A 22,396-nucleotide genomic window follows, 5' to 3' on the forward strand; every position below is an offset into this window, starting at 1 on the left:
TGGACTATGAGCTCACCGAACGAGCAGTTCGGCGATCTGAATCGTGTTGAGCGCCGCGCCTTTACGGAGGTTGTCACCGGAGACGAACAGCGCCAGACCGCGACCTTCCGGAACGCCCTGGTCCTGGCGGATACGACCGACAAGTGAATTGTCCTTGCCCGCTGCAGCCAGCGGGGTCGGCACGTCGACGACCTCCACTCCGATGGCACGAGAAAGGATTTCGTAAGCCTGCTGCGGCGAGATCGGCCGCTCGAACTCGGCGTTGATCGACAGCGAGTGCCCGGTGAACACCGGCACCCGTACGCAGGTACCGCTCACCAGCAGCTCGGGTAACCCGAGGATCTTGCGGGATTCGTTGCGCAGCTTCTGGTCCTCGTCGGTTTCACCCGAACCGTCGTCGACGATCGCACCGGCCAGCGGCAGCACGTCGAAGGCGATGGGCGCCACGTACTGCTTCGGGGCCGGAAAGTTCACCGACGAGCCGTCGTAGACCAACTTCTCGACATCATCGATGACCGCGCGGGACTGCGTGGCCAACTCGTCGACGCCGGCCAGACCACTGCCCGACACCGCCTGATACGACGAGACGATCAGACGCTGCAGGCCGGCCGCGTCGTGCAACGGCTTGAGCACGGGCATCGCGGCCATCGTGGTGCAGTTGGGATTGGCGATGATGCCCTTGGGCGGGTTGCCCGCAAGTTCACCGTTGACTTCCGAAACCACCAGCGGCACATCGGGGTCTTTGCGCCACGCGGAGCTGTTGTCGATCACCGTCACCCCGGCGGCGGCAAAGCGCGGCGCCTGCTCGCGTGACATGGTCGCCCCGGCCGAGAACAGTGCGACGTCGAGCCCGGCTGGGTCTGCGGTCGCGGCGTCCTCGACGACGATCTCCCCGTCACCCCACGGCAGCTTCTTGCCCGCCGATCGTGACGAGGCGAAGAACCGCACCGAATCGGCGGGGAACTTACGCTGCGCCAACAGGTTTCGCATGACACCGCCGACCTGCCCGGTGGCGCCGACCACTCCGATGTTCAGTCCCATGTCAGCGCCCCGTCCCCGCGTAGACGACGGCTTCCTCGTCGCCGCCGAGGTCGAAGGCCTGATGCAGCGCGCGTACCGCGTCGTCGAGTTCGGTGTCGCGGCACAGCACCGAGATCCGGATCTCCGAGGTGGAGATGAGTTCGATGTTGACGCCGGCGTTGCTCAGCGCCTCACAGAAGGTGGCGGTGACACCGGGATGACTCTTCATACCCGCGCCTACCAGTGACACCTTGCCGATGTGATCGTCGTAGAGCACCTCGGCGAACCCGATCTCCGGCCGCAGCTTGGAGAGCTTCTCCACCCCGAGCGGACCGAGTTCACGCGGCAGGGTGAAGGTGATGTCGGTCTTGCCTGTGTCGACCTTCGAGACGTTCTGCAGCACCATATCGATGTTGATCTCGGCGTCGGCGACCGCGCGGAACACCTTGGCGGCGTAGCCCGGTCGGTCCTCGAGTCCGACGACGGTGATCTTGGCCTCGCTGCGATCGTGTGCGACGCCGGTGAGAATCGCTTCTTCCACGGGAATGTCCTCCATCGAACCGGCGACCATGGTGCCGGGTTTGGTCGAGTACGACGAGCGCACGTGAACGGGAACGTTGTAACGGCGGGCGTATTCCACGCACCGCAGCATCAGCACCTTGGCGCCGCACGCGGCCATCTCCAGCATCTCCTCGAAGGAGACCGTCTGCAGCCGGCGCGCGTCGGCCACGATCCGCGGGTCGGCGGTGTAGACGCCGTCGACGTCGGTGTAGATCTCGCAGACGTCGGCGTGCAGCGCCGCGGCAAGGGCGACGGCAGTGGTGTCCGAGCCGCCCCGACCCAGCGTGGTGATGTCCTTGGTGTCCTGCGAGACCCCCTGGAAGCCGGCGACGAGGACGATCTTGCCGTCGTCGAGCGCCGCACGGACCCGACCGGGGGTCACGTCGATGATCTTGGCCGAGCCGTGGCTGCTGGTGGTGATCACACCGGCCTGCGAGCCGGTGAACGACTGCGCCTGCGCGCCCAGCGAGCTGATGGCCATCGCGACCAGGGCGTTGGAGATGCGCTCACCCGAGGTGAGCAGCATGTCCATCTCGCGCGCCGGTGGCGCCGGATTCACCTGTTGGGCGAGGTCGAGCAGCTCGTCGGTGGTGTCTCCCATCGCCGACACGACGACGACGACGTCGTTGCCCTGCTTCTTGGTCTCGACGATGCGCTCGGCGACACGACGGATACGCTCGGCCGTGCCGACCGAGGATCCGCCATACTTCTGCACCACGAGTGCCACGTCGGTTTCCTCCTGCAAAGGTCGGCGATTGCGGGTGTTTGCCGCAACAACCTTACCGACGACGCTTCGCGGCGCCCGTCGACACCCATTCCACAGGTCGCTGACCTACCATCCTTGGCGTGTCCACCACGCGTGCGCCCGATCGCGCCGAGCAGATCAGCGGCACCGGTGAATCGTCGCAGGAGCCGGCTCGTCGGAGCTTGGTGGCACCCGACTGGCGGTCGTGGCTCGCACCCGTCGGCATCTTCCTGCTGATCCGGGCCATCGGTATCGCACTGCTCGCCCGATTCGACGTCGTGCGCGGGATGGCGCTGCGGGATTCGCTGTCGGCCTGGGACGGCAAGTGGATGCTCGCGATCGCCGAATACGGCTACGGTGGCGTGCCCGAATCCCTCACCGACGCCCGGGGCATCCACACCGGCGACACCGCCTACGCGTTTTTCCCTGGTTACCCCTACGCCGTCGGGGCCATCGCCCACCTGCCGTTCATCTCGCCGTTCGGCGCGGCGATCCTGCTGAACGTGCTGCTCGGATGTGTCGCCGCGGTCGGCACCGCACGTCTGGGCGCGCTGTGCGTGCGCCACATGACGCGGCGATCACCACTGCTGGCCGGTGACCCCGAACGGCCCGTCGACCCGCGCCGCACCGGGCTCTACCTGGTGGCGCTCTTCGCGGCGACCCCGATGTCGGTGGTCCTGACCATGGCCTACACCGAGACCCTGTTCTGCGCCCTGAGTATCTGGGCGCTGATCGGCGTGCTCGAGAAACGCTGGCTGCTCGCGGGGGTGTGTGCCTGCCTGGTCGGTACCGTGCGTCCGACCGCGATCGTCGTGATCGGGGTGGTCATGCTCGCCGCGCTCATCGATCTCTTCGGTTCCGGGTCCTCGCCGTGGTCGGGCCGGCGCGCGGTGCGCGCGTGGGCGGCGGTCGTGCTGAGCCCGCTCGGTTTTCTCGGCTATCTCGCGGTCGTGTGGGCGCACACGGGCTCGCCCACCGGCTGGTTCACCATCCAGACGCAGGGCTGGGACACCCGATTCGACTGGGGGGTGGCCGCATTCGACTTCGTCAACGACCAACTCCTCAACTCCGAGGAGATGGCGCCGGTGGCGACGTCATGGATCATCGTCATCACCTTGGTGGTCGTGTGCGTGGCGATCTGGGCACGACTGCCGTGGCCGGTACTGACCTATGGAGTCCTCGTCACCGCGTCGATCGTGCTCTCCAGCGGCCTGATGATGAGCCGGCCGCGTCTGCTGCTGCCCGCGTTCGTCCTGCTCGTCCCCCTGGCGATCGCACTCGCTCGCGCCCGCACGGCCGGCGGGATCATCCTGATGGTGCCGATCATCGTCGGCAGTGCGTGGTTCGGGGCCCACATGCTGACGGTGTACCCACACGCGATGTAGCCGTCCCGGCACCTGCTCGGGCTCGGGCTCGGGCTCGGGTACCCGATCACCCGCGCGGGCGCAGCCCGTCGAGAATCAGCCCGACCATGCGACGCCGCGTCTCTGCCGTGTCCTGGGCGACACACGTCATCGACAGGCCGCCGACGAGTCGGGAGAGGTCGGCGGGTTCGATGTCGCCGCGGAAGACACCGTCCCGCTGGCCGGCGAGGAGAATTGCGGTCATGAGATCGCGGGACTGATCGCGCGCCTCGGCGAAGACGGGCGCCTCGTCGCCGACGGCGGCCAGGATCGCCTCCTTCATCCCGCGCTTGGTGCTCGCGGTGGCCATGTAGGCCTCGAACACCCCGGTCAGCGCGGCATCGGCGGGCCCGGACTCCAGCGCGTGCCACCCGTCGGTGATGATCTGGTCGGAATAGTTCCGGAAGGTCGCCTCGACGAGCGCGGCGCGGTTCGGGAAATGCCGGTACAGCGTGCCGATGCCCACACCCGCCTCGGCCGCCACCTTGTCGAGCGCGACCTCCACGCCGTCGGCGTGGAACAGTTCCGCGGCCGCGACGACGAGCTTGTCGTAGTTGCGGGCCGCGTCCGCCCGGACCGGTCGACGCGAGAGCCGCTTCCGCCCGGCGGTGCCGTCGGCGGACACGTCACCGGGAGCCGGTGCGTCGGGACCCGGTGCGTCGGGACCCGGTGCGTCGGGAACAGCCACTGTTCTTCCATTTCTCTTCGGTTCGGCGCGTGCTCCGCGAGTGCGGCGCAGGCCCGAAATCGCGCCACGGATCAGATCGCGCCACCAACCACTGTTGCCAACCGGAGGATTCCTCCGTATATTAATCGGAGGAAGCTTCCGTTTCAGCGCCGAGTGTACTCCCAACCGATGTGGAGTCCACCGTTTCGCTCACCCTGCCAACCTCGGAAAAGAGTGGCTCATGTCCGTTTCGACATCCCCGACGCGTGACCGGACCGACGGCCCGTCACTGCGCACACGAGCACGATCACGACTCGACCGATCACGGATCAACACCGACGTCCTGGTACTCATCGCCGTCCTCGGATGCCAGCTGATGGTGGTGGTCGATGCCACCATCGTCAACGTCGCGTTACCGGATATCCAACGCTCACTGGACTTTTCGACGTCGAGTCTGTCGTGGGTACTCAACGCGTACACCCTGGCCTTCGGTGGCCTCCTGCTGCTGGGCGCGCGTCTTGGCGACATCCTGGGACGTCGCAGCACCTTCCTCGGCGGTCTGGGTCTGTTCGTCGCGGCGTCGGCCATCGGTGGATTGGCCACCGATTCGACGATGCTGCTGGTCGCGCGAACCCTGCAAGGTGTCGGCGCGGCCGTCGCGGCCCCGGCCGCGCTCGCCCTGCTGATGACGCGGTTCTCCGAGGGCAGGCAGCGCACCCGGGCGCTGGCCCTGTTCACCGCGGTGTCCATCGGCGGGTTCTCGCTGGGCCTGGTCTCCGGTGGCGCACTCGTGCAATGGCTGGACTGGCGGTGGGTGTTCTTCGTCAATCTGCCCATCGGGATCGTCGTCGCGGTGGCCGGCGCATTGTCGCTGCCCCGCACCGACCGTGAGCGTGGTTCCTTCGACTTCCCCGGGGCACTGTTGTCGACGGCCGGAGTCGGCGCAATCGTCTACGGTCTGGTCAGCGCGGCCGAACACGGCTGGTCGGGCACCATGGCCATCACCTCCCTGGTCCTCGGCGCGCTTCTGATCGTCGGCTTCGTATACGCCGAACGCAATGCGGCGCAACCCATCACACCACTACGTCTGTTCGCATCACTGCCCCGCAGTGCCGCCTTCGCCGGCCGGCTGGTGATGGTCGCGGGATTCATGGGCATGATGTTCTTCCTCACCCAGTACATGCAGGAGGTGCTGCACTACGGTCCGCTGGAGACCGGACTGGCATACCTGCCGATGACCGTCGCGACTTTCGGTGCCTCCCAGCTGAGTGCGCGTTACCTCGTGGCGCGGCTGAGTACCCGCACACTGCTGCTCATCGCCTTCGGAGCTGCCGCGGCCGGACTCTTCTGGCTCAGCACCCTCAACGCACATTCGGCGTATCTCTCGTTACTCGGACCGTTCATCCTCGTCGGCGCGGGCGGCGGCATGGCTTTCCTCTCCTTGACCACCGCCTCGCTACGTGGCGTGCATCCCGACGACGCCGGCGCCGCATCCGGATTGGTGAACACCGCCCAGCAGCTCGGCGGCACCGTGGGTCTCGCGATCATGGTCGCCGTATTCGGCGCCGCCACAAGAGGTCTGCGCCCGTCGGACGCCACATTCGCCCACGGCATGACGGTCACCGTGCTCACCGCCGCGATCCTGCTCACTGCCGGCGGCGTCCTCATGGCCCTCACCCAAGGCGAACGCAAAGCGGCCGTCGACGCGGCGTCGGTCGAGGCGGCGTAGCCATCAACCGATTCAGTCGACCTCGCCGCGAGAATCCGTTCCTGTCTCGATCGCCGCCCTCACCTCAGACAATTCATCGAGCAGGCGAGCCCGCTCGTCGACTCGAAACCGTCTCGCCTGCATGGCCATCACCGCCTCTGCCGCCACCGCCGAGATGCCCAGCAACTCCATGAGCGCTGATCGCGCGGCATCCGCGGAGTTGGACCGCACGAGCAACTCGATCACCTCATGGGGTCGGTCCGTCGCTGCCACCAGCGCGCCGAGAATCTCCAGCCGGTTCTGCCCCGGCCGTTTTGGCCGGCGGCGTCCGCCACGGCCGGCCGCGTCACCGGCCACCGGCCCGTCCCAGCGGAACCGGTCATCGCCGATGACGTCGTAGTCGCGGAGATCGGTCACAGCCATCCAACCGGGCTTCGACGGCGCCGACATCGACACGATGATTCCGGTCGCGTCGTCGACGGTGATCGATCCCGTGTCACCATCGGCCGTGGCGAGCGTGGTCGACCAGGCGCCGCGGCCACCGACCGTCGTCCACGTGGGGCCGCTGACCACCGACATCCCCGCACTCATCCGGGGTAGCAGCGAGTCGGCACCCATCAGATCGAGCGGGCTCAGCGGCGCACCGAGATGTACGGTCCGGAAGTCTCCCCCCAGTCGGCGCATGTCACCGTCGCGACGCAGAAACGGTCCGTGCCCTGGCGCCCTGAGGTAGACGACCTCTCCCTGGTGCTCGATCCGCCACCGGTCGTGCGGCCCGTGCCAGAAGTCGAAGGCCACATCGTCGTTCAGTCCGTCATCCGGTTCGCCGGCCGCCGAGGTGGTGCCGGAGTTCATCGTCATCGATCCGGATACCCACACCGTGTCCGAAGCACTGTGCCGTCCAACCAGTTCCACCCACGATGGCGTCATGTGCGCTGACCCTACCGGTACGCCGCGTCGCATGGGCGCGGCGCGGGCGCACGACGCCGGAGGTTTGGCACCGACGCCCGCGTGGTATCGGCACATTGAGGGTTTCATTGATCCCGCGACCGACCCAGGAGATGAGTGGTGTACCACAGCAGCGGCAACTACGAGGCATTTGCACGTCCGCGCACACCGGCCGGGGTGGCGGAGAAATCCGCGTATCTCGTCGGCGCGGGTCTGGCTTCACTGGCTGCGGCAGCGTTTCTGATCCGGGATGGGCAGATGGACGGCAAGCGCATCACCATCCTGGAGGCGTCGGCGATTTCCGGCGGCGCGTTGGACGGGATCAACGATCCCGACAAGGGCTTCCTGATTCGCGGCGGCCGGGAGATGGAGAATCACTTCGAGTGTCTGTGGGACCTGTTCCGGTCGATTCCCTCCCTCGAGGTCGACAACGCCTCGGTGCTCGACGAGTTCTACTGGCTCAACAAGGACGATCCCAATTACTCCCTGATGCGCGCCACGCAGAACCGCGGCCACGATGGCCACACCGACGGCAAGTTCACCCTGACCAGCAAGGCGCAGCTGGATCTGCTGAAGTTGTTCCTGCGCCGCGACGAGGACCTCGAGAACAAGACGATCAGCGACGTGCTCGGAAAGGGCTTCCGCAACAGCAACTTCTGGCTGTACTGGCGAACGATGTTCGCGTTCGAAGAATGGCACAGCGCCTTGGAGATGAAGCGTTACGTGCAGCGCTTCGTCCACCATATCGGCGGGCTGCCCGACTTCAGCGCCTTGAAGTTCACCAAGTACAACCAGTACGAGTCGCTGGTGCTGCCGCTGGTCCATTGGCTCGAAGAGCATGGAGTCACCATCCACTACGACACCAAGGTGACCGATGTGGTGTTCGACATCACCGCAGCGCGTAAGGTGGCCCGGCGGATCGACTGGATTCGCGACGACCGGCCCGGCGGGATCGAGGTGACCGAGAACGACCTGGTGTTCGTCACCAATGGCTCATGCGTGGAGAACTCGGACTGGGGCGATCACCACACCGCGCCGAGATTCGATCCCGACATCCGTGAGGGCAGCGTCTGGGCGTTGTGGCGCAACATCGCCAGACAGGACCCGTCGTTCGGCCGCCCCGAGAAGTTCTGCGGCGACCCCGAGAAGACCGCGTGGGAGTCGTCGAGTCTGACGACGCTAGACGACAAGATCCCGCCGTACATCGAAAAGATCTGCCGGCGTGACCCGTTCAGCGGCCGGGTGGTCACCGGCGGTATCGTCACCGCACGCGATTCGTCGTGGCTGATGTCGTGGACGGTCAACCGGCAGCCGCACTTCAAGTCGCAGCCCGATGACGAACTCGTCGTCTGGGTGTACGGCCTGCTCATCGACCGCCCCGGCGACTTCGTCCGCAAGCCGATGCGCGACTGCACCGGTGAGGAGATCACCCAGGAGTGGCTCTACCACCTCGGGGTGCCGACCGAGCAGATCCCGGAGCTGGCGGCGAACTCCGCCAATTGCGTGCCATGCATGATGCCGTTCATCACCTCGTTCTTCATGCCGCGCCGCGCCGGCGATCGGCCGGCCGTCGTCCCGAAGAACGTGGTCAACTTCGCGTTCCTCGGCCAGTTCGTCGAGACCGAACGCGACTGCGTCTTCACCACCGAGTCGTCGGTGCGCACAGCCATGGAAGCGGTCTACACCCTGCTCGGCGTCGAGCGCGGCGTGCCGGAGGTGTTCGGATCGGTATACGACGTGCGCGCCCTGCTCAACGCAACCATCCAGATGCGCGACGGCAAGAAGCTCAAGGTGCCGAAACTCCTTGTGCGGGCACTCGACCGCACCGTCATCGGGCAATTGCTGCGCCGCTACCGGCTCGTGTGAATGTTGCGGCGCACCGAGTGGGCCGCGATGTCAGCCCCCGGCCGCCGCCTCGAATCCGGCGCACAGATCCGCCACCCCGGCGTCGAGGATGGCGCGGGGTGCCATTCGCGCGCCGATGTCGTCGCGGCCGGCGAGCGAGGCGAGGATCGGCCACTGCTCGGCTCGCGCGTCGCGCTCGGCGTCGGTCCAGCCGCCGAGCAGTTCGCCGAGTCCACCACCGGGTTCGGGACCGGCCGAATCGGCGGGCATGATGTGCTCGCTCACCGACACCAGCGCGACGCCGTTGACGTAGCTCCAGAACGTGAGAACCATCTCGACGGCCCGGGCGTCGTCGACGCCGAGCTCACCGAAGCCCTCGGCGAGCCATTCGAGTCCGGCGAGCGATACGTCCCCGAAGCCGTAGCGCGGCACCGCATAGGCGAGCACCACCCACGGATGACGTTGGTAGAGCTCCCAATCGATGGCGGCGGCGCGGGTGATCCGATGACGCCACCCCGGCGACGCGTCCCCCACCGGATAGGGGAAGCGGCGGCCGACCTCCTGCGCCATCGCGGTCAGCAGGGCGTCCTTGTCGGCGATGTGCCGGTACAGCGACATCGCCCCGACCCCGAGCTCGTCGGCGATCCGGCGCATCGACAGCGCATCGAGTCCGTGGCGATCGGCGACATCGATCGCGGCGTCGACGATCGCCTCCGTCGTCAACTTCGGTGCACTCGACTTCGGGGCCTGCTGGGCCACGGCTGATCACTCCTGGTTGCTGCTCGGTTTTCATCAAGTGGGCTTCATCAGGTGGGCGGGCGGGGAATAACCCGATTGCGTACAGCGTACTCACCAGCGTAATCTCGGTTCGGCGTACGTCGTACGCACCACCACATCGTGCTCGAGAAACCCGGAGATCCCCGCATGTCCACCCAATGCCGGCCCACCGATCAGCGCACGGCGCAGGCACCCACCGCCGACCGCCGTACCTGGCTGGGACTCGCCGTGCTCATGTTGCCGGTGCTGCTGGTGTCGATGGACTTCTCGGTCCTCTATCTCGCGATCCCGTCGATCACCGACGCGCTCGACCCCAGCGCCACCCAGCAGCTGTGGATCCTCGACATCTACGGCTTCCTCATCGCCGGGCTGCTCATCACGATGGGCAACGTCGGAGACCGGGTCGGGCGGCGGCGCGTGCTGCTCGCCGGCGCCGGCGTCTTCGGCGTCGCGTCGGTCATCGCCGCCTTCGCACCGAGCGCCGGTGTACTGATCGCCGCGCGTGCGCTGATGGGTGTCGGCGGCGCGACGCTGATGCCGTCGAGCCTGTCGCTGATCGCCAACATGTTCCCGAACGCGCGCGACCGTGGCCGGGCGATCGGCGTGTGGACCGCCGCCTTCGCCGGCGGTTCAGCCATCGGACCTGTCGTCGGAGGCGTTCTGCTGCACCACTTCTGGTGGGGAGTGGTGTTCCTCATCAACGTGCCGGTGCTGGCCGTGCTGTTCGTGCTCGGCCCGCGGCTGGTGCCCGAATACCGGGCGCCGTCGACCGACCCGTTCGATTTCCTCGGCGTCGCGCTGTCGCTGCTGGCGATCATCCCGATCGTCTACTCGATCAAGACCATGGCCGCCGACGGCTTCGACCCGCTGGTCCTCGTCATCGGAATCGTCGGCGTGGTGATGTTCGCGGTCTTCCTCGCCCACCAGCGCGGTGCCCGCGCCCCGTTACTCGATCTGAAACTGTTCCGCGACGTGCAGTTCAGCGCGGCGGTCGCGTGCGCCCTGATCGGCATGATGGCGCTCGGGGGCATGTCGTATCTGACCGGGGTCTACCTGCAATCGGTGATGGGCCACGACGTGCTCGCCGCAGCGCTGGCCGGATTGCCGGCAGCCATCGCCGTCGCCGTCTTCTCCATCGGCGCCGGCCGCGTATCCGCCTGGCTGGGCGTGCGCACCGCTCTCATCGGCTCGGTGGCCCTCGCCGCCCTCGGCAACCTCGGACTGCTCTGGCTCTCCACCGACAGCCCGCTGTGGATCTACCTGGTGTCGACGGCGATCGCGGGCATCGGCTACGGCGTGCAGTTCAGCCTGGTCTCCGAGATCGTCGTCGGATCGGTTCCGCCGGAACGGTCCGGCGCGGCCTCCGGCATCTCCGAGACCAGCTTCGAACTCGGGACCGCACTGGGCCTGGCCCTGCTCGGCTCGCTGGCCACGCTGGTGTTCCGCGAGCACAGCTCGGGCGCCGGGTTCGCCGACACCATCGGCGAGACGCTGCACCGGGCGGCCGGGATGGGACCCGACGGCACGGCGCTCGCCGACTCCGCCCGTGCCGCTTTCGTCCACGGCGTCCATGCCGCCTCGCTGGCCGCGGTGATCGCTCTGACCGTGCTCGCCGTCGTCCTCACTGTGGTGCTTCGCACACCGACGCGCACCGCCGAGGAATCCTTGGCCGAACGGTCGTAGGCTCGACGGAGTGCACGAACCGATCAAGGACCGCTGGAGCGCGCGGGGCTACGACGCCGCCGCGCTCGTCACACCCGCCGAGATCACGACGATCCTGGAAGCCGGCCGCTGGGCGCCCACCTGGGGCCGCATCCAGCCGGTCCGGTTCATCGTCGGCATCCGCGGCGACGAGACGTTCGCGCGTCTCACCACCGTGCTCAACCGCGGGAACAAGAGCTGGGCGCCCAAGGCCGGCGCACTGATCCTGCTGTGCACCTCCGACGATCCCGACGACGCGAAACTGCATGAATACGGTGCCGTGGACCTGGGTTTCGCGGCGGCGCAGATGAGTATCCAGGCCGTGTCGATGGGTATCAACGCCCACCCGATGGCCGGCTTCGATCCGGCGGCGGCACGCGCGGAGTTCGGTATTCCCGACGGGACGCGGCCGATGGTGATCCTGGGACTCGGCCGCCTCGCCGAGAAGACATCCACCCTGGACCCGGAGATCGCCGATCGGGACGCCTGGCCGCGAAAACGGTTGCCGCTCAACGAGGTAGCGTTCTCCGGCCACTGGGGCGACCCGTTCACCCCCGAAAACTGACCAGCCGGACAACCTGCTCGCCGCGAATATGGTTTGCGGCTATGGCGACGGTCGAGACGATTATTGTCGCGACCGTCGCCATAGCTGCACGTTGTATTCGCATCGCCATATTCGGATCGCCAGAAACCGCGAATCCGGGCGGTTGGCGATTGTTGTTCGGCCCGGCATAGGGTTGATCCGCCCGCCGGCAACCGAATACATCCGCTCGAGACACAGGTGACGATGGAGAACGACGACCGACTCCCCCGACCACCTGCCCGCCCGTCCATCCGGCGGGCGCTGCTCGCGGTGCCCGACATCCGCGGACGCTGGGAGCCGGCGATCCGCGCCGGACTCTCGTTCGCCCTCCCGGCCACCGCACTCTGCGTCGCCGGGCTCGAGCGGGACGCCCTGCTCGCCGCGCTCGGGGCGTTCGCCGCGCTCTACGGCGAGAAACGTCCGTACCGTGTGCGCTGGCGGGCGGTCACCACCGCCGCCCTCGTGCTGGTGGCTGCGGTGGCGGGCTACGGCGCGCTCGGCGCGTGGGCCGGCCCGGACGCGACGATCGCCCGGAACATGGTGGTCGTGGCCGCGCTGGTGGCCGGTGCCGCAGTGGCATCCTTCACGGCCACCGCCATCCGCCTGGGCCCGCCCGGACCGTACTTCTTCGTCCTCACCGCAGCGGTCGCATCGGTGGTGACCCGCCATGGTGTCGACCTCGGCCCGGTGGTCATCGCCACCGCCGCCGGCGGCCTCGGCTCGCTGATCGTGTCCATGGCACCTGCGCTGTGGCGCCCGCACGCGCCCGAGACGGCGGCCACCCTCGCCGCGATGACCGCCATCGAGGGCTATCTCGAGGACAACAGCGGCGCCGACCGTGCACGCCGCCACGGCGTCGCGTTCTCCACGCTGAACGCCTGGTCGGTGCTCCACGATGCGGCGGCCACCAATGGTGCTCTGGCGCGGCAACTCTGGGAGTCGATGCATCGGCTGCATGGTGTCCGCAAGACCGATGCCCTGGTCGCACCGCTGGGACGGCCGACCATCCTGCACCGGCTGCGCGGAGCCGCCGAGCCGTACAGCCATGCACAGGTCACCGCCGTCCGGGTCACGGCTGCGGCGTTGTGCGCCGGCGTGATCTCGGTGCTCGTACACCTGTCGCGCCCGGACTGGGCGATCCTCGGTGCCGTCCTCGTTCTCCAACTCGGTCCCGACCGGATCCGAGGCGTCATCCGCGGGTCGCACCGACTCCTCGGCACCATCGTGGGCCTGGGTCTCTTCGTCGTCTTTCACCTTCTCGATCTGGGCATTCCGGCCCTGATCGTCCTGATCGCCATCCTCAACGTGCTCATCGAACTGACCGTCGTCGGCAACTATGCGGTTGCGGTCACCTTCATCACCCCGTTGGCCATGTTGATGGGCACCCCCGAATCGAACATCACCATCCCCGTCCGTGATCGCCTGCTGGAGACCTTCCTCGGGGTGGGGCTGGCCATCGCCGCGATGTGGGTCGTCGGCCGCCACGCCCACCGGAAGACCGCGAGGCGCGCCGACGCCGCCGTCCTCGACGACGTCGGACGCACCCTGGCGACGATCACGGCGGAACCCGTCGGCACCAGCAGATCGCTCACCATCCGGCGCGACCTGCAATGGACGCTGCTCGAGGCGGAGATGTCGGCGACCGACGCCGCCGGCGACGAACCGGAATGGGCGCGTGCCCACTGGCCCCATCACGCCGCGGCGTGCCAGGTCGGTTACGACACGCTCTCGTGGTGCTGGCGCACCGATCGGGATCGCTCGCTGGATCCGGTGATCGCCGGGCTGCTGGCCGACCGGCGAGGCATCGTCGATCGAATGTGATGGACGCGAATTTGATCCACCCGGCCGCCGGGGAGTACGGTCGAACGCATGCAGCGCGCGCTCCTTCTCGGTTGCCGCGGCGGGGTCTGAATCGACCGGCCCTCCGTCGCGGGCCTCTTGACGCGCCGGTCATCTTCCCCTTTTGAATCTCGGAGATGAACCATCATGGCAGCAGCAGACACCTTCGCCTCGGGCGCAAGCCGAATCGTCGAACCCACCGGACCCATCCACGCCGGGCAGCCGACGTGGAACAAGCAGCGCAACTCGGCGATGCCCGTCCACCGGTACCGGCCCTTCGCCGACGAGGTCGAAACCGTTTCCGTTCCCGACCGCACCTGGCCCGACAAGGTCATCGATCGTGCCCCGCTGTGGTGCGCGGTGGACCTGCGCGACGGCAACCAGGCCCTGATCGACCCGATGAGCCCGGCGCGCAAGCGCCGGATGTTCGACCTGTTGGTTCGTATGGGCTACAAGGAGATCGAGGTCGGCTTCCCGTCGGCGAGCCAGACCGACTACGACTTCGTCCGCGAGATCATCGAGGACGGCGCGATTCCCGACGATGTGACCATCCAGGTGCTCACCCAGTGCCGCGACGAGCTGATCGAGCGGACCTTCGAGGCGTGCCGGGGTGCGGCGAACGTGATCGTCCACTTCTACAACTCGACATCGGTATTGCAGCGTCGCGTCGTGTTCCGCGCCGACAAGGCCAAGATCACCGAGATCGCCACCAACGCCGCGCGCCGCGTCCTCGAGGAGCAGCAGCGCTTCCCTGACACCCATTGGCGTTATGAGTACTCGCCGGAGTCCTACACGGGCACCGAGCTGAGCTACGCCAAGGAGATCTGCGACGCCGTCTCCGAGATCATCGCGCCCACACCGGAGAACCCGATGATCATCAATCTGCCGGCGACCGTGGAGATGGCGACTCCCAACGTGTACGCCGATTCGATCGAGTGGATGAGCCGCAATCTGGCCCGCCGCGACTCGATCATCCTGAGCCTGCACCCGCACAACGACCGCGGAACTGCCGTTGCCGCAGCCGAATTGGGCTACCAGGCCGGCGCCGACCGCATCGAGGGCTGTCTGTTCGGCAACGGCGAACGCACCGGCAACGTCTGCCTGGTCACCCTGGGCATGAATATGTTCAGCCGCGGCGTCGACCCGCAGATCAGCTTCTCCGACATCGACGAGATCCGTCGCACCGTCGAGTACTGCAATCAGCTGAACGTCCCCGAACGCCATCCGTACGGCGGCGACCTGGTCTACACCGCGTTCTCCGGCAGCCACCAGGACGCGATCAACAAGGGACTCGACCAGATGAAGGTCGATGCCGACAACGCCGACGCCGATGCCGACGACATCCTCTGGGCCGTACCGTATCTGCCGATCGACCCCAAGGACGTGGGCCGCAGCTACGAGGCGGTCATCCGCGTCAACAGTCAGTCCGGCAAGGGTGGCGTCGCCTACATCATGAAGACCGACCACGGACTGAGCCTGCCGCGGCGCCTGCAGATCGAGTTCAGCCGCGAGATCCAGAAGCTCACCGACGGTGAGGGCGGCGAGGTCTCCCCCAAGGAGATGTGGGACGTCTTCGCCGAGGAGTACCTGCACCCCGTCCGTCCGCTGGAGCGCATGCGGCAGAAGGTCGATGCCTCCGAGATCGACGGCGGCGAAGACCGCATCACCGCGGTGGTGAAGGTCGACGGCGTGGAGAAAGAGATCTCCGGTTCCGGCAACGGTCCGCTCGCCGCCTTCGTCGACGCCCTGGCCGCCGTCGGATTCGACGTCCGGGTCCTCGATTACAACGAGCACGCGATGACGGCCGGCGGTGACGCCAACGCGGCGTCGTATGTGGAGGCACAGGTCAACGGCGAGACGGTATGGGGCGCCGGGGTGGCCTCCTCGATCACCACCGCGTCATTGCGCGCGGTGGTCTCGGCGGTCAACCGCGCCCACCGGGTCATCGTCCCGGCCGGCGGCGACGAGACCACCGACGCCGCGCCGCGCACCTGGGCACCGTAGGAATCCGCGGCCGACAGACCGATCACCGGTAAGTACCCCGATACGCGGGTCATCCCCGCTGTGTCGTGAAGTGGCATGGGCCGGACCCACATTCGAGCGATCCTCGACGTGGGTCCGGCCCATTCCCGTCGGTCGTCGCGGCCGTTCCTCAGTAGGGTGGCGGCGATGAAGGCAGGTCCGTGTGCCGCGATACTGCAGTCCCCTCCCCCGCCAACCGACTATGGCCGGGCCGCCGCCGGTCCGCACAGGCTCATCCAATCGGGGTGAGCCCGTGCCCGAGCCGCACGTCCACACTCGAAAGACGGCCGTTCATACCGAATCGCGTCGGGTGAGCGCGCAGCGCCCGAGGACGTCCGTCGACGACGAGGAGGCCGGAATGCACGCCACCGCCACCGACGCCGAGCGCGATGACCTCGGTCCCATCGACTATCTGGTCATCGAACTCGCACCGGGCACCGGCGACGTTCCCGACTCCATCCGGGCGGCGCTCGCGCAGATGGTGAGCGCCGGAATGGTTCGTGTCCTCGACCTCGTCGTGGTCGGGCGCAACTCCGATGGCATGACGGTGAGCGAAGCCGAAGATCTCGAACCCGGCATGCCGACGGAGGTGAGCGCGACCCTCGCCGAGGTCCTGGCGCTCGAGGACCTCGACAACCTCGCCCCGGCCATCACCGGCGGACGCAGCGCCGTGATCATCGTGTGGGAGTACACCTGCACCCGCAACCTCGGCCGGGTGGCCGCACACAGCGGTGCCGAGATCGTGGCACAGGGACGTATCCCCGTGCGTGACTTGATGTTCGCCCTGGGTGATGGGACCTGAGCATCGGACCGTCACCGCAATCTCTCAGAGCAGCTTGTGTTCTCGCGCCCGGTCGACTGCCTCGCGCCGGGTCGTCACACCGAGCTTGCGGTAGATCGACTGCTGATGTGTCTTGACGGTGTTCACCGACACGAACAGATCCGCGGCGATCTCGGCCGCCTTGAACATGGTGGGCAGATAGCGCAGCACGGTCAGTTCGCGATCGGTGAGAGGCTGTGTCGCAAGGGGTTCGGTGTCCGGATCGATCGTTGCCGCGCCACCGCCGGACAACTCGACGATCCGCTGCACGATCGTCGGCTGATGCGTCGTGAGCATCCGGTAGCGCGCCAGCACCGGTCGCACATCGTCGGCCCACGCCACGAACGGCCGCACCACACCGGTCGCGTCCGCGACGTGCAGGGCCTCACCGAGACGGTCGACCGCCTCTGCGTCGCGGCGTAACCGGCCGGCGGCCACCGCGGCGAGTACGAGGGCATCGCAACGGACGACCGGGTATTCGGCGTATGTGGTCATCGCCCCGAGTATCGACGGAACATCGGCGGCGTGGCCGGTCGCGAGGGTGACCTCGGCGCACACCACACGTTCGAGCGCCGCGGCGAATCCCGGCTCACCCGGCAGCCCCACCACGGCAGCCTGGGCGGCTTCGATATCGCCGAACAGCAGGTGCATCCGGATGAGGGCCACGTGCATCCACCGGTCGAGCAGCGCCGGCAGGTGGCCCGCGCGGGCCCGGATCACATTCAGCCGTTCGGCGGCGATCCCGGCAGCCGCCACATCGCCTGCGGCGACCGCGATCTGGATCGCGTAGATCTCCACGATCATCAGTGCCCCCAGGTCGGAGGCACCACCGGAATGGTGCGCGCGAATCCAGTTCAGCCGGGCCGCAGCAGCATCGAGACGATCGGCGTGTAACGCGACCGCGAGGCCCACGGCCTGCGAGATGATCACCTGCGGCTGCCGGCTCCAGCCACGACGGACCGCTGCCTCCAGCAATGCCTCGGAGTGTCGGCCGGCGTCGTCGATCCGGCCCTCGATCACTTCCAGCACCGACAGGTAGCCATCGGCGGCCACCGCGACCAGGTCCATTCCCGCCGACGTGGCCAGCCGCCGACAATCCTGCAGCAGCGCCTCGGCCTCGGCGAGACGGCCCGACAGCAGATGGTCGATGGCAAGGTTGTTGTCGCCGATCACCATATAGGCTGGAGCACTGGGCAATTCGTCGAGCGAGGCGGACCGTGCCGCCTCGCTGACCGCAGCCGCCCGGGTACCCAACTCGGCGATGTCACGGAAACGCGCGATCACCATGTGTACCAGGGTCACCACGATTCCGATGGCCGGTTCCGGCTCGACGTCCTGGTCGGCGAGCAGACGGTCGGCGAGACCGGCATGCTGTTCCATCGCCAGGTAGTCGCGCCGGTGATAGGCCAGTACGGCACCGATCACGTGGGCCGACGCAAGCGGCATCGCCGACAACTCGGTCTCGGCCGGTTCGAGCGCCGCGGCGAGCTCGGCGGCGCGGGCGGTGAGCATCAACGGCACCGCATACGCCCCGAGGACACGCGCGGCCGCGTTCGGTTCGCGGGCGGCGATCAGGTGGCGGATCGCCGCGACGTGGTCGCCGGTGCCCGAATACCAGGTGGCGGCCAGGCGATTCAGGTCGTCGATGCTGTCGGGTGCGTCGGTCTGCAACCGGTCGTAGAGCAGCTCTCGCAGCAGTGGGTGGTAGCGGAACCATTCGGGCCGGTCGGCCAGCCGGACCGTGAGCGCGTTCGCGGCCACCAGCGCCTCCAGTTCCCGGCGGCTGTCGGCGACCCCGGTGAGCGTGCGTGCGAGGTCGGCGGTCACCTCCGGGACGATCGAGGTGGCGAGCAGGAAGCGCCGGGTGTGTGGGGCGAGCCCGGCCAGCACCTCCTCCAGCAGATAGGCGGCCACCAGCCGATTGCGCCCGCTGAACTGCCCGAGCGCGGCGTCGACGGAGGTGGCGTCGCGCTCGGGCGCCCCGCCGAGCAGTGCCAGTCGAAGTCCCGCCGGCCAGCCCTGGGTACGCGCCATCAGCACGTCAAGATCCGCGTCGGCGACCTGCACGCCGGCGTTCTCACAGAGTTCGGCGGTCTCGGCCCGGGTGAAGGCCAGAGTCTCGGCATGGATCTCGGTGACCTCGCCGTCGAGCCGCAACCGGCTCAGCGGCAACGACGGGCGAGTCCGCGAGATCAGGATGACCCGCAGGTTGTCCGGACACCGGGCCAGCAGATACGAGAGCGACTCGAGGACAGTGGTGTCGGCGATCTGCTGCAGCTCGTCGATGACCAGATCGATCGGCGTCGACGTCGCCGCGATCGCGTCGGCGATGCGGTCGATGTCGGTCAGACCGAGATCGGACCCGGGTGCGAACTCACCGAGCACACTGCCCTGCGCCGCAAATCCGGCCACCTCGAATGCCGAGAGCACGTCACTCCAGAACGACGGGACGTCACCGCCGCGACCGGCGGCGAGCCAGACGACGTGCTCATCGGTGCGAGTCGCCCAGTCGGCCACCGCCAAGGTCTTGCCATATCCGGGTCCGGCGCACACGATGGTGAGTACCACATTCGTCCCACGGGCGAGGGCGGCGTCGATGCGCCGGCGCCGCACCACATTCGGCGGCACCGCCGGCCTCGAGATCCGTACGTGCGAAGAATTCGTCGCGCCACCGGTTGTGCTCACCGCGTCGTCCGTCCCTCCCCCGCGCCTCCACGCGGGATTCTACTCACAGAACGTCGTACGGGCAGCGCACTTTCACCCGCCATGTATGACGCGGGCGGCCCCCGGCCCGGCGAGCATGAACGAAAGCCGACCATGAACGAAAGAAGGGTAACCACGATGGGAATGCGTCCCGGACGGCGGAACCGCAGTGCGGTGATCGGGCATCCGGTGGGACGCGCGCACGTCGTCCCGGGAGTCGGCGAAGCCCTGCGGCGCGGAATCGAACGTCGATCCGCGGGACGGGACCGGCAGCCGCGCATTCGCTGAGGTCGCTACTGGAACTGCACTATCCGTCGATCGCCGAGATCTGCCCGCGCTCGATGGCGGCGACGAAGTCGGCGTGATCACCTTCTGTGAGCTTTGCGTATCGGGACGCGAAACGCTTTATCGCCCGGTCGAATTCGTCGGTGTCACCAAGATAGGCGGCGATGGCCACGGCGTCTCCGGAACGTCCGTGCCCGTAGGCGAGGACCCGGGCACACACTCGCCCGTAGACCCCCAGGGCGTTCTCGTCGAGGAGCTCGATCTCGAAGGAACCCTTGCCGTCGCGGAGCTGACGCAGATAGAAGTCGCGGTGTGTGCCGTCGATCCCCGGACCCCCGTCCCATCCGAGGAACACATCGCTGACGGCCTGGATGATGCGCTGTCCGAGCACCACCCGCTCGCCCTCGTTCTCGTAGCGGGGGCCGTCGAGATAGCCCGCGAGTACCGATCGCTGAGCTTCTTTGGCCTGCAGGATGAGGGGGTCGCCCGCGTCCTTGCCCTCGAGCAACAGCACCCACGCCTGGGTGCCGACGCTGCCGACCCCGACGACCTTGCGTGCCATCCGGACGACCCGGAAGCGATCCAGCAATGTTCGGTGGTGCGGCGCCATCGTCGACCGGAAGCTCTCGAAACGCTCCCGGAGTTCGCCGTAGAACGCCGCAGACCGGTCGCCGAGGAGATTCTCGATGGGCACGATCAGCGGCGCCTGGTCGACGAATCGCAATTCGCCGTCCTCGACGACGGTCAGCTTGCTCAGTGCCTGCAGGCTGTCCCGACGCCGCGCCTTGCGGATGGTGCCGCGCACCACCTTCGCGGCGCCGGCGTCCAGATGGGCGCCGACGGCGGCGAGGTCCTCGGTCGGAATCGCGTGGGAATACCACGCCTTCAACGTGCCCATCCCGGCGAGCTCGGTCATCGTCTCGCGGTACTCCTGCGCACAGGCACGGGCGATCTGCTTGGCGGACTTGCGGGTTACGCCGTTGGCGAGGGCTGCGACGACCAGGCTGGCCGCCAGTCGCTTCACATCCCATTCGAATGGGCCGGGATAGGTTTCGTCGAAGTCGTTGACGTCGAAGGTGAGTTGGCGCTCGGGCGTGGCATACAGACCGAAGTTGCTCAGATGCGCGTCCCCGCAGAGTTGCACCTCGATGCCGGAATTCGGGGTGCGCGACAGATCATCGGCCATCACCAGCGCAGCGCCCCGGTAGAACGTGAACGGGGTCCGTGCCATCCGGCCATGCCGGATCGGCACCAACTCGGGGACCCGTTGGGTGGCCTGCCCGAGCAGCAGACCGATCGGATCGCGGTCGTCGCCGTCGGCCACCTCGGACAGTGAGGCGAGCGAGGGACGACCGGCCGCCGGGTCCGAGGCGATCACGACGACAGGATGCGCTGCTTTTCCGCGGCGAACTCGTCATCGGTGAGCACGCCCTGCGCGTGCAGTTCGGCGAGCTGTTGCAACTCGGCGATCCGATCGGAGTTCGACGTGGGTGCCGGCGCCGGCGCTGGTGCGTATTGGGGTGCGGGGGCGGCATACTGGGCCGGCGGCGGCTGCTGTTCCTCGTAGGATTGCGCCGCCCAGCGTCGCCCCTGGCGACGCGATACCCGGTTGGAGACAGCGGTCGCGGTACCCGCCACCGCGGCGGTGCGCGCCACCCCGCGCAGAAGTCCTGGCATGATCGTGATCCTCTCGACGGCGTCGGTGCTGGTCAGTTGTCGTTCTCGTCGAGCACCGCGACGATGTCCTCGATCGCGATCCGCCCGGAGGCGACGAGTTCGGCACCGGTGCGCCGCAATGCCGCGGCGAAGGGTGCGGCCCAACGGTTTTCGTAGACGACGATCGCGGCGGCGTGTCCCGGTTTCAGGATTCGCCCGGCCTCGGCGAGGTCGTCGTCGCCGATCAGCCCGGAGGCCGCCTCGGCGAAGAGGGTCACGTCGAGGTCGCCGTCGAGGTCGAGGTCGGCGATGTCGATGCCCACCACCGCGTCGGCGTCACGCCGGACGAACGCGAGGTCGAGGACCCGGACGACATCACGCTCCACGAGATCACGCAGATGGGCGAGCGCACTGCCGTCGAATCGTGCATCGGACGGGAATTCGACGACGAGGTAGTCGACGGGCCCGAGGTCGACGTCGGTGTCGGTGTCGGTGTCGGTAGGAGTGTCCGCAGCATGCATGGTGGTCACCTTGGCACTGCCCGACCGGACGGTCCTCACCCCCTTGGTATGAAACGCGGCCGCCACCGGGGAGGCGACCGCCACAGACGTCTCATTCGCAGCGGGTGATCCGCGTGCGCCCGACATCGCGCAGGGTGGTGTCGGAAAGACATCGTCGACGGCCCTGATGCCGTGGACACGAACGCAAGGAGACGGCATGTGGAGTTCATTCTGGGAGTTTCTCTGGTCCATGGTGGTGATCTTCGCCTTCGTCGCCTACCTGCTGGTGCTGTTCTACATCCTCAGTGACCTCTTCCGTGATCGTGAGCTCTCCGGGTGGATCAAGGCCGTGTGGATCATCTTCCTCATCGTCATCCCGTACCTCACGGCGCTGGTCTACCTCATCGCCCGGGGTCGCGGCATGAGTCAGCGGTCCGTCGCCGCGCGGCAGCAGATCCAGGACCAGACCGACGACTACATCCGATCGGTTGCGGGCAAGTCGGCGACCGAGCAGATCGCCGACGCCAAGACCCTGCTCGACGCCGGCACCATCACCGAGGCGGAGTTCCACTCGCTCAAGGCCCGGGCGCTCGCCTGAGCGACCATCGTCCGA

The 22,396-nt window shown here is 67.7% G+C and carries 18 protein-coding genes; 9 read left to right on the top strand and 9 right to left on the bottom strand.

Going from position 1 to position 22,396, the window contains the following annotated elements; genetic code table 11:
- Nucleotides 1-12: 12 nt before the first annotated feature.
- Both ACLQ3C_RS07430 and ACLQ3C_RS07435 read right to left on the bottom strand, forming a co-directional pair.
- On the bottom strand, nt 13-1,041 hold the full coding sequence (locus ACLQ3C_RS07430; protein WP_425704392.1) for an aspartate-semialdehyde dehydrogenase: 1,029 nt from the start codon (nt 1,039-1,041) through the stop codon (nt 13-15).
- A gap of 1 nt (nt 1,042) precedes the next feature.
- Nucleotides 1,043-2,308 carry an aspartate kinase gene (locus ACLQ3C_RS07435; RefSeq protein ID WP_425704393.1) on the bottom strand — a complete coding sequence of 422 codons (1,266 nt, stop codon included), beginning with the start codon at nt 2,306-2,308 and terminating at the stop codon, nt 1,043-1,045.
- 155 nt (nt 2,309-2,463) lie between these two features.
- Here ACLQ3C_RS07435 and ACLQ3C_RS07440 point away from each other — a divergent pair, with 155 nt between their 5' ends.
- A complete protein-coding gene (locus ACLQ3C_RS07440; RefSeq protein ID WP_425704458.1) occupies nt 2,464-3,711 on the top strand; it encodes a hypothetical protein in 1,248 nt (415 codons plus the stop codon).
- 46 nt (nt 3,712-3,757) lie between these two features.
- Here ACLQ3C_RS07440 and ACLQ3C_RS07445 read toward each other — a convergent pair whose 3' ends face one another.
- Nucleotides 3,758-4,417: a TetR/AcrR family transcriptional regulator gene (locus tag ACLQ3C_RS07445; RefSeq protein ID WP_425704394.1), complete on the bottom strand. Its 660-nt coding sequence runs from the start codon at nt 4,415-4,417 to the stop codon at nt 3,758-3,760.
- A 220-nt stretch (nt 4,418-4,637) separates the two neighbouring features.
- On the opposite strand from ACLQ3C_RS07445, the gene ACLQ3C_RS07450 reads away from it, so the two are divergent.
- On the top strand, nt 4,638-6,125 hold the full coding sequence (locus ACLQ3C_RS07450) for an MFS transporter (RefSeq protein ID WP_425704395.1): 1,488 nt from the start codon (nt 4,638-4,640) through the stop codon (nt 6,123-6,125).
- 12 nt (nt 6,126-6,137) lie between these two features.
- On the opposite strand, the gene ACLQ3C_RS07455 is transcribed toward ACLQ3C_RS07450, so the two are convergent.
- Entirely contained in the window at nt 6,138-6,965 is an 828-nt protein-coding gene (locus ACLQ3C_RS07455; protein WP_425704396.1) for a hypothetical protein, read from the bottom strand.
- Between the two features lie 207 nt (nt 6,966-7,172).
- On the opposite strand from ACLQ3C_RS07455, the gene ACLQ3C_RS07460 reads away from it, so the two are divergent.
- Nucleotides 7,173-8,918, top strand: coding sequence for an oleate hydratase (locus ACLQ3C_RS07460; protein ID WP_425704397.1), 1,746 nt, complete (start codon nt 7,173-7,175; stop codon nt 8,916-8,918).
- Between the two features lie 30 nt (nt 8,919-8,948).
- On the opposite strand, the gene ACLQ3C_RS07465 is transcribed toward ACLQ3C_RS07460, so the two are convergent.
- The gene (locus ACLQ3C_RS07465; RefSeq protein WP_425704398.1) at nt 8,949-9,656 is read right to left on the bottom strand and encodes a TetR/AcrR family transcriptional regulator; all 708 of its coding nucleotides are present in this window, start codon (nt 9,654-9,656) and stop codon (nt 8,949-8,951) included.
- Between the two features lie 165 nt (nt 9,657-9,821).
- Here ACLQ3C_RS07465 and ACLQ3C_RS07470 point away from each other — a divergent pair, with 165 nt between their 5' ends.
- The 5 genes from ACLQ3C_RS07470 to ACLQ3C_RS07490 all read left to right on the top strand — a co-directional run bounded on the left by ACLQ3C_RS07470 (nt 9,822) and on the right by ACLQ3C_RS07490 (nt 16,621).
- Nucleotides 9,822-11,357 (top strand): MFS transporter, encoded by a 1,536-nt coding sequence (locus ACLQ3C_RS07470; protein ID WP_425704399.1) that lies wholly within the window; start codon nt 9,822-9,824, stop codon nt 11,355-11,357.
- 10 nt (nt 11,358-11,367) lie between these two features.
- Nucleotides 11,368-11,940 (top strand): nitroreductase family protein, encoded by a 573-nt coding sequence (locus ACLQ3C_RS07475; protein WP_425704400.1) that lies wholly within the window; start codon nt 11,368-11,370, stop codon nt 11,938-11,940.
- A 222-nt stretch (nt 11,941-12,162) separates the two neighbouring features.
- Nucleotides 12,163-13,779, top strand: coding sequence for an FUSC family protein (locus tag ACLQ3C_RS07480; RefSeq protein WP_425704401.1), 1,617 nt, complete (start codon nt 12,163-12,165; stop codon nt 13,777-13,779).
- 165 nt (nt 13,780-13,944) lie between these two features.
- A complete protein-coding gene (gene leuA, locus ACLQ3C_RS07485; protein WP_425704402.1) occupies nt 13,945-15,801 on the top strand; it encodes a 2-isopropylmalate synthase in 1,857 nt (618 codons plus the stop codon).
- Between the two features lie 328 nt (nt 15,802-16,129).
- Nucleotides 16,130-16,621, top strand: coding sequence for a DUF6325 family protein (locus ACLQ3C_RS07490; protein WP_425704403.1), 492 nt, complete (start codon nt 16,130-16,132; stop codon nt 16,619-16,621).
- 24 nt (nt 16,622-16,645) lie between these two features.
- Here the strand turns inward: ACLQ3C_RS07490 and ACLQ3C_RS07495 are convergent, their stop codons facing one another.
- The 4 genes from ACLQ3C_RS07495 to ACLQ3C_RS07510 form a co-directional block, all read right to left on the bottom strand.
- The gene (locus ACLQ3C_RS07495) at nt 16,646-19,324 is read right to left on the bottom strand and encodes a LuxR C-terminal-related transcriptional regulator (RefSeq protein WP_425704404.1); all 2,679 of its coding nucleotides are present in this window, start codon (nt 19,322-19,324) and stop codon (nt 16,646-16,648) included.
- A gap of 325 nt (nt 19,325-19,649) precedes the next feature.
- Nucleotides 19,650-21,005 carry a DUF2252 domain-containing protein gene (locus tag ACLQ3C_RS07500; RefSeq protein ID WP_425704405.1) on the bottom strand — a complete coding sequence of 452 codons (1,356 nt, stop codon included), beginning with the start codon at nt 21,003-21,005 and terminating at the stop codon, nt 19,650-19,652.
- Complete coding sequence (locus ACLQ3C_RS07505) at nt 21,002-21,304, bottom strand: SHOCT domain-containing protein (protein WP_425704406.1); 303 nt, start codon at nt 21,302-21,304, stop codon at nt 21,002-21,004. The genes ACLQ3C_RS07500 and ACLQ3C_RS07505 overlap by 4 nt, the downstream gene beginning before the upstream one ends.
- Nucleotides 21,305-21,336: 32 nt before the next feature.
- Nucleotides 21,337-21,804 carry a DUF6325 family protein gene (locus ACLQ3C_RS07510; RefSeq protein WP_425704407.1) on the bottom strand — a complete coding sequence of 156 codons (468 nt, stop codon included), beginning with the start codon at nt 21,802-21,804 and terminating at the stop codon, nt 21,337-21,339.
- Nucleotides 21,805-22,000: 196 nt separating this feature from the next.
- Between ACLQ3C_RS07510 and ACLQ3C_RS07515 the strand changes: the two genes are divergently transcribed.
- Entirely contained in the window at nt 22,001-22,381 is a 381-nt protein-coding gene (locus tag ACLQ3C_RS07515) for an SHOCT domain-containing protein (RefSeq protein ID WP_425704408.1), read from the top strand.
- Nucleotides 22,382-22,396: the final 15 nt, after the last annotated feature.

The sequence above is a fragment of the Gordonia sp. DT30 genome, assembly GCF_049844915.1.
Lineage (GTDB): Bacteria > Actinomycetota > Actinomycetes > Mycobacteriales > Mycobacteriaceae > Gordonia.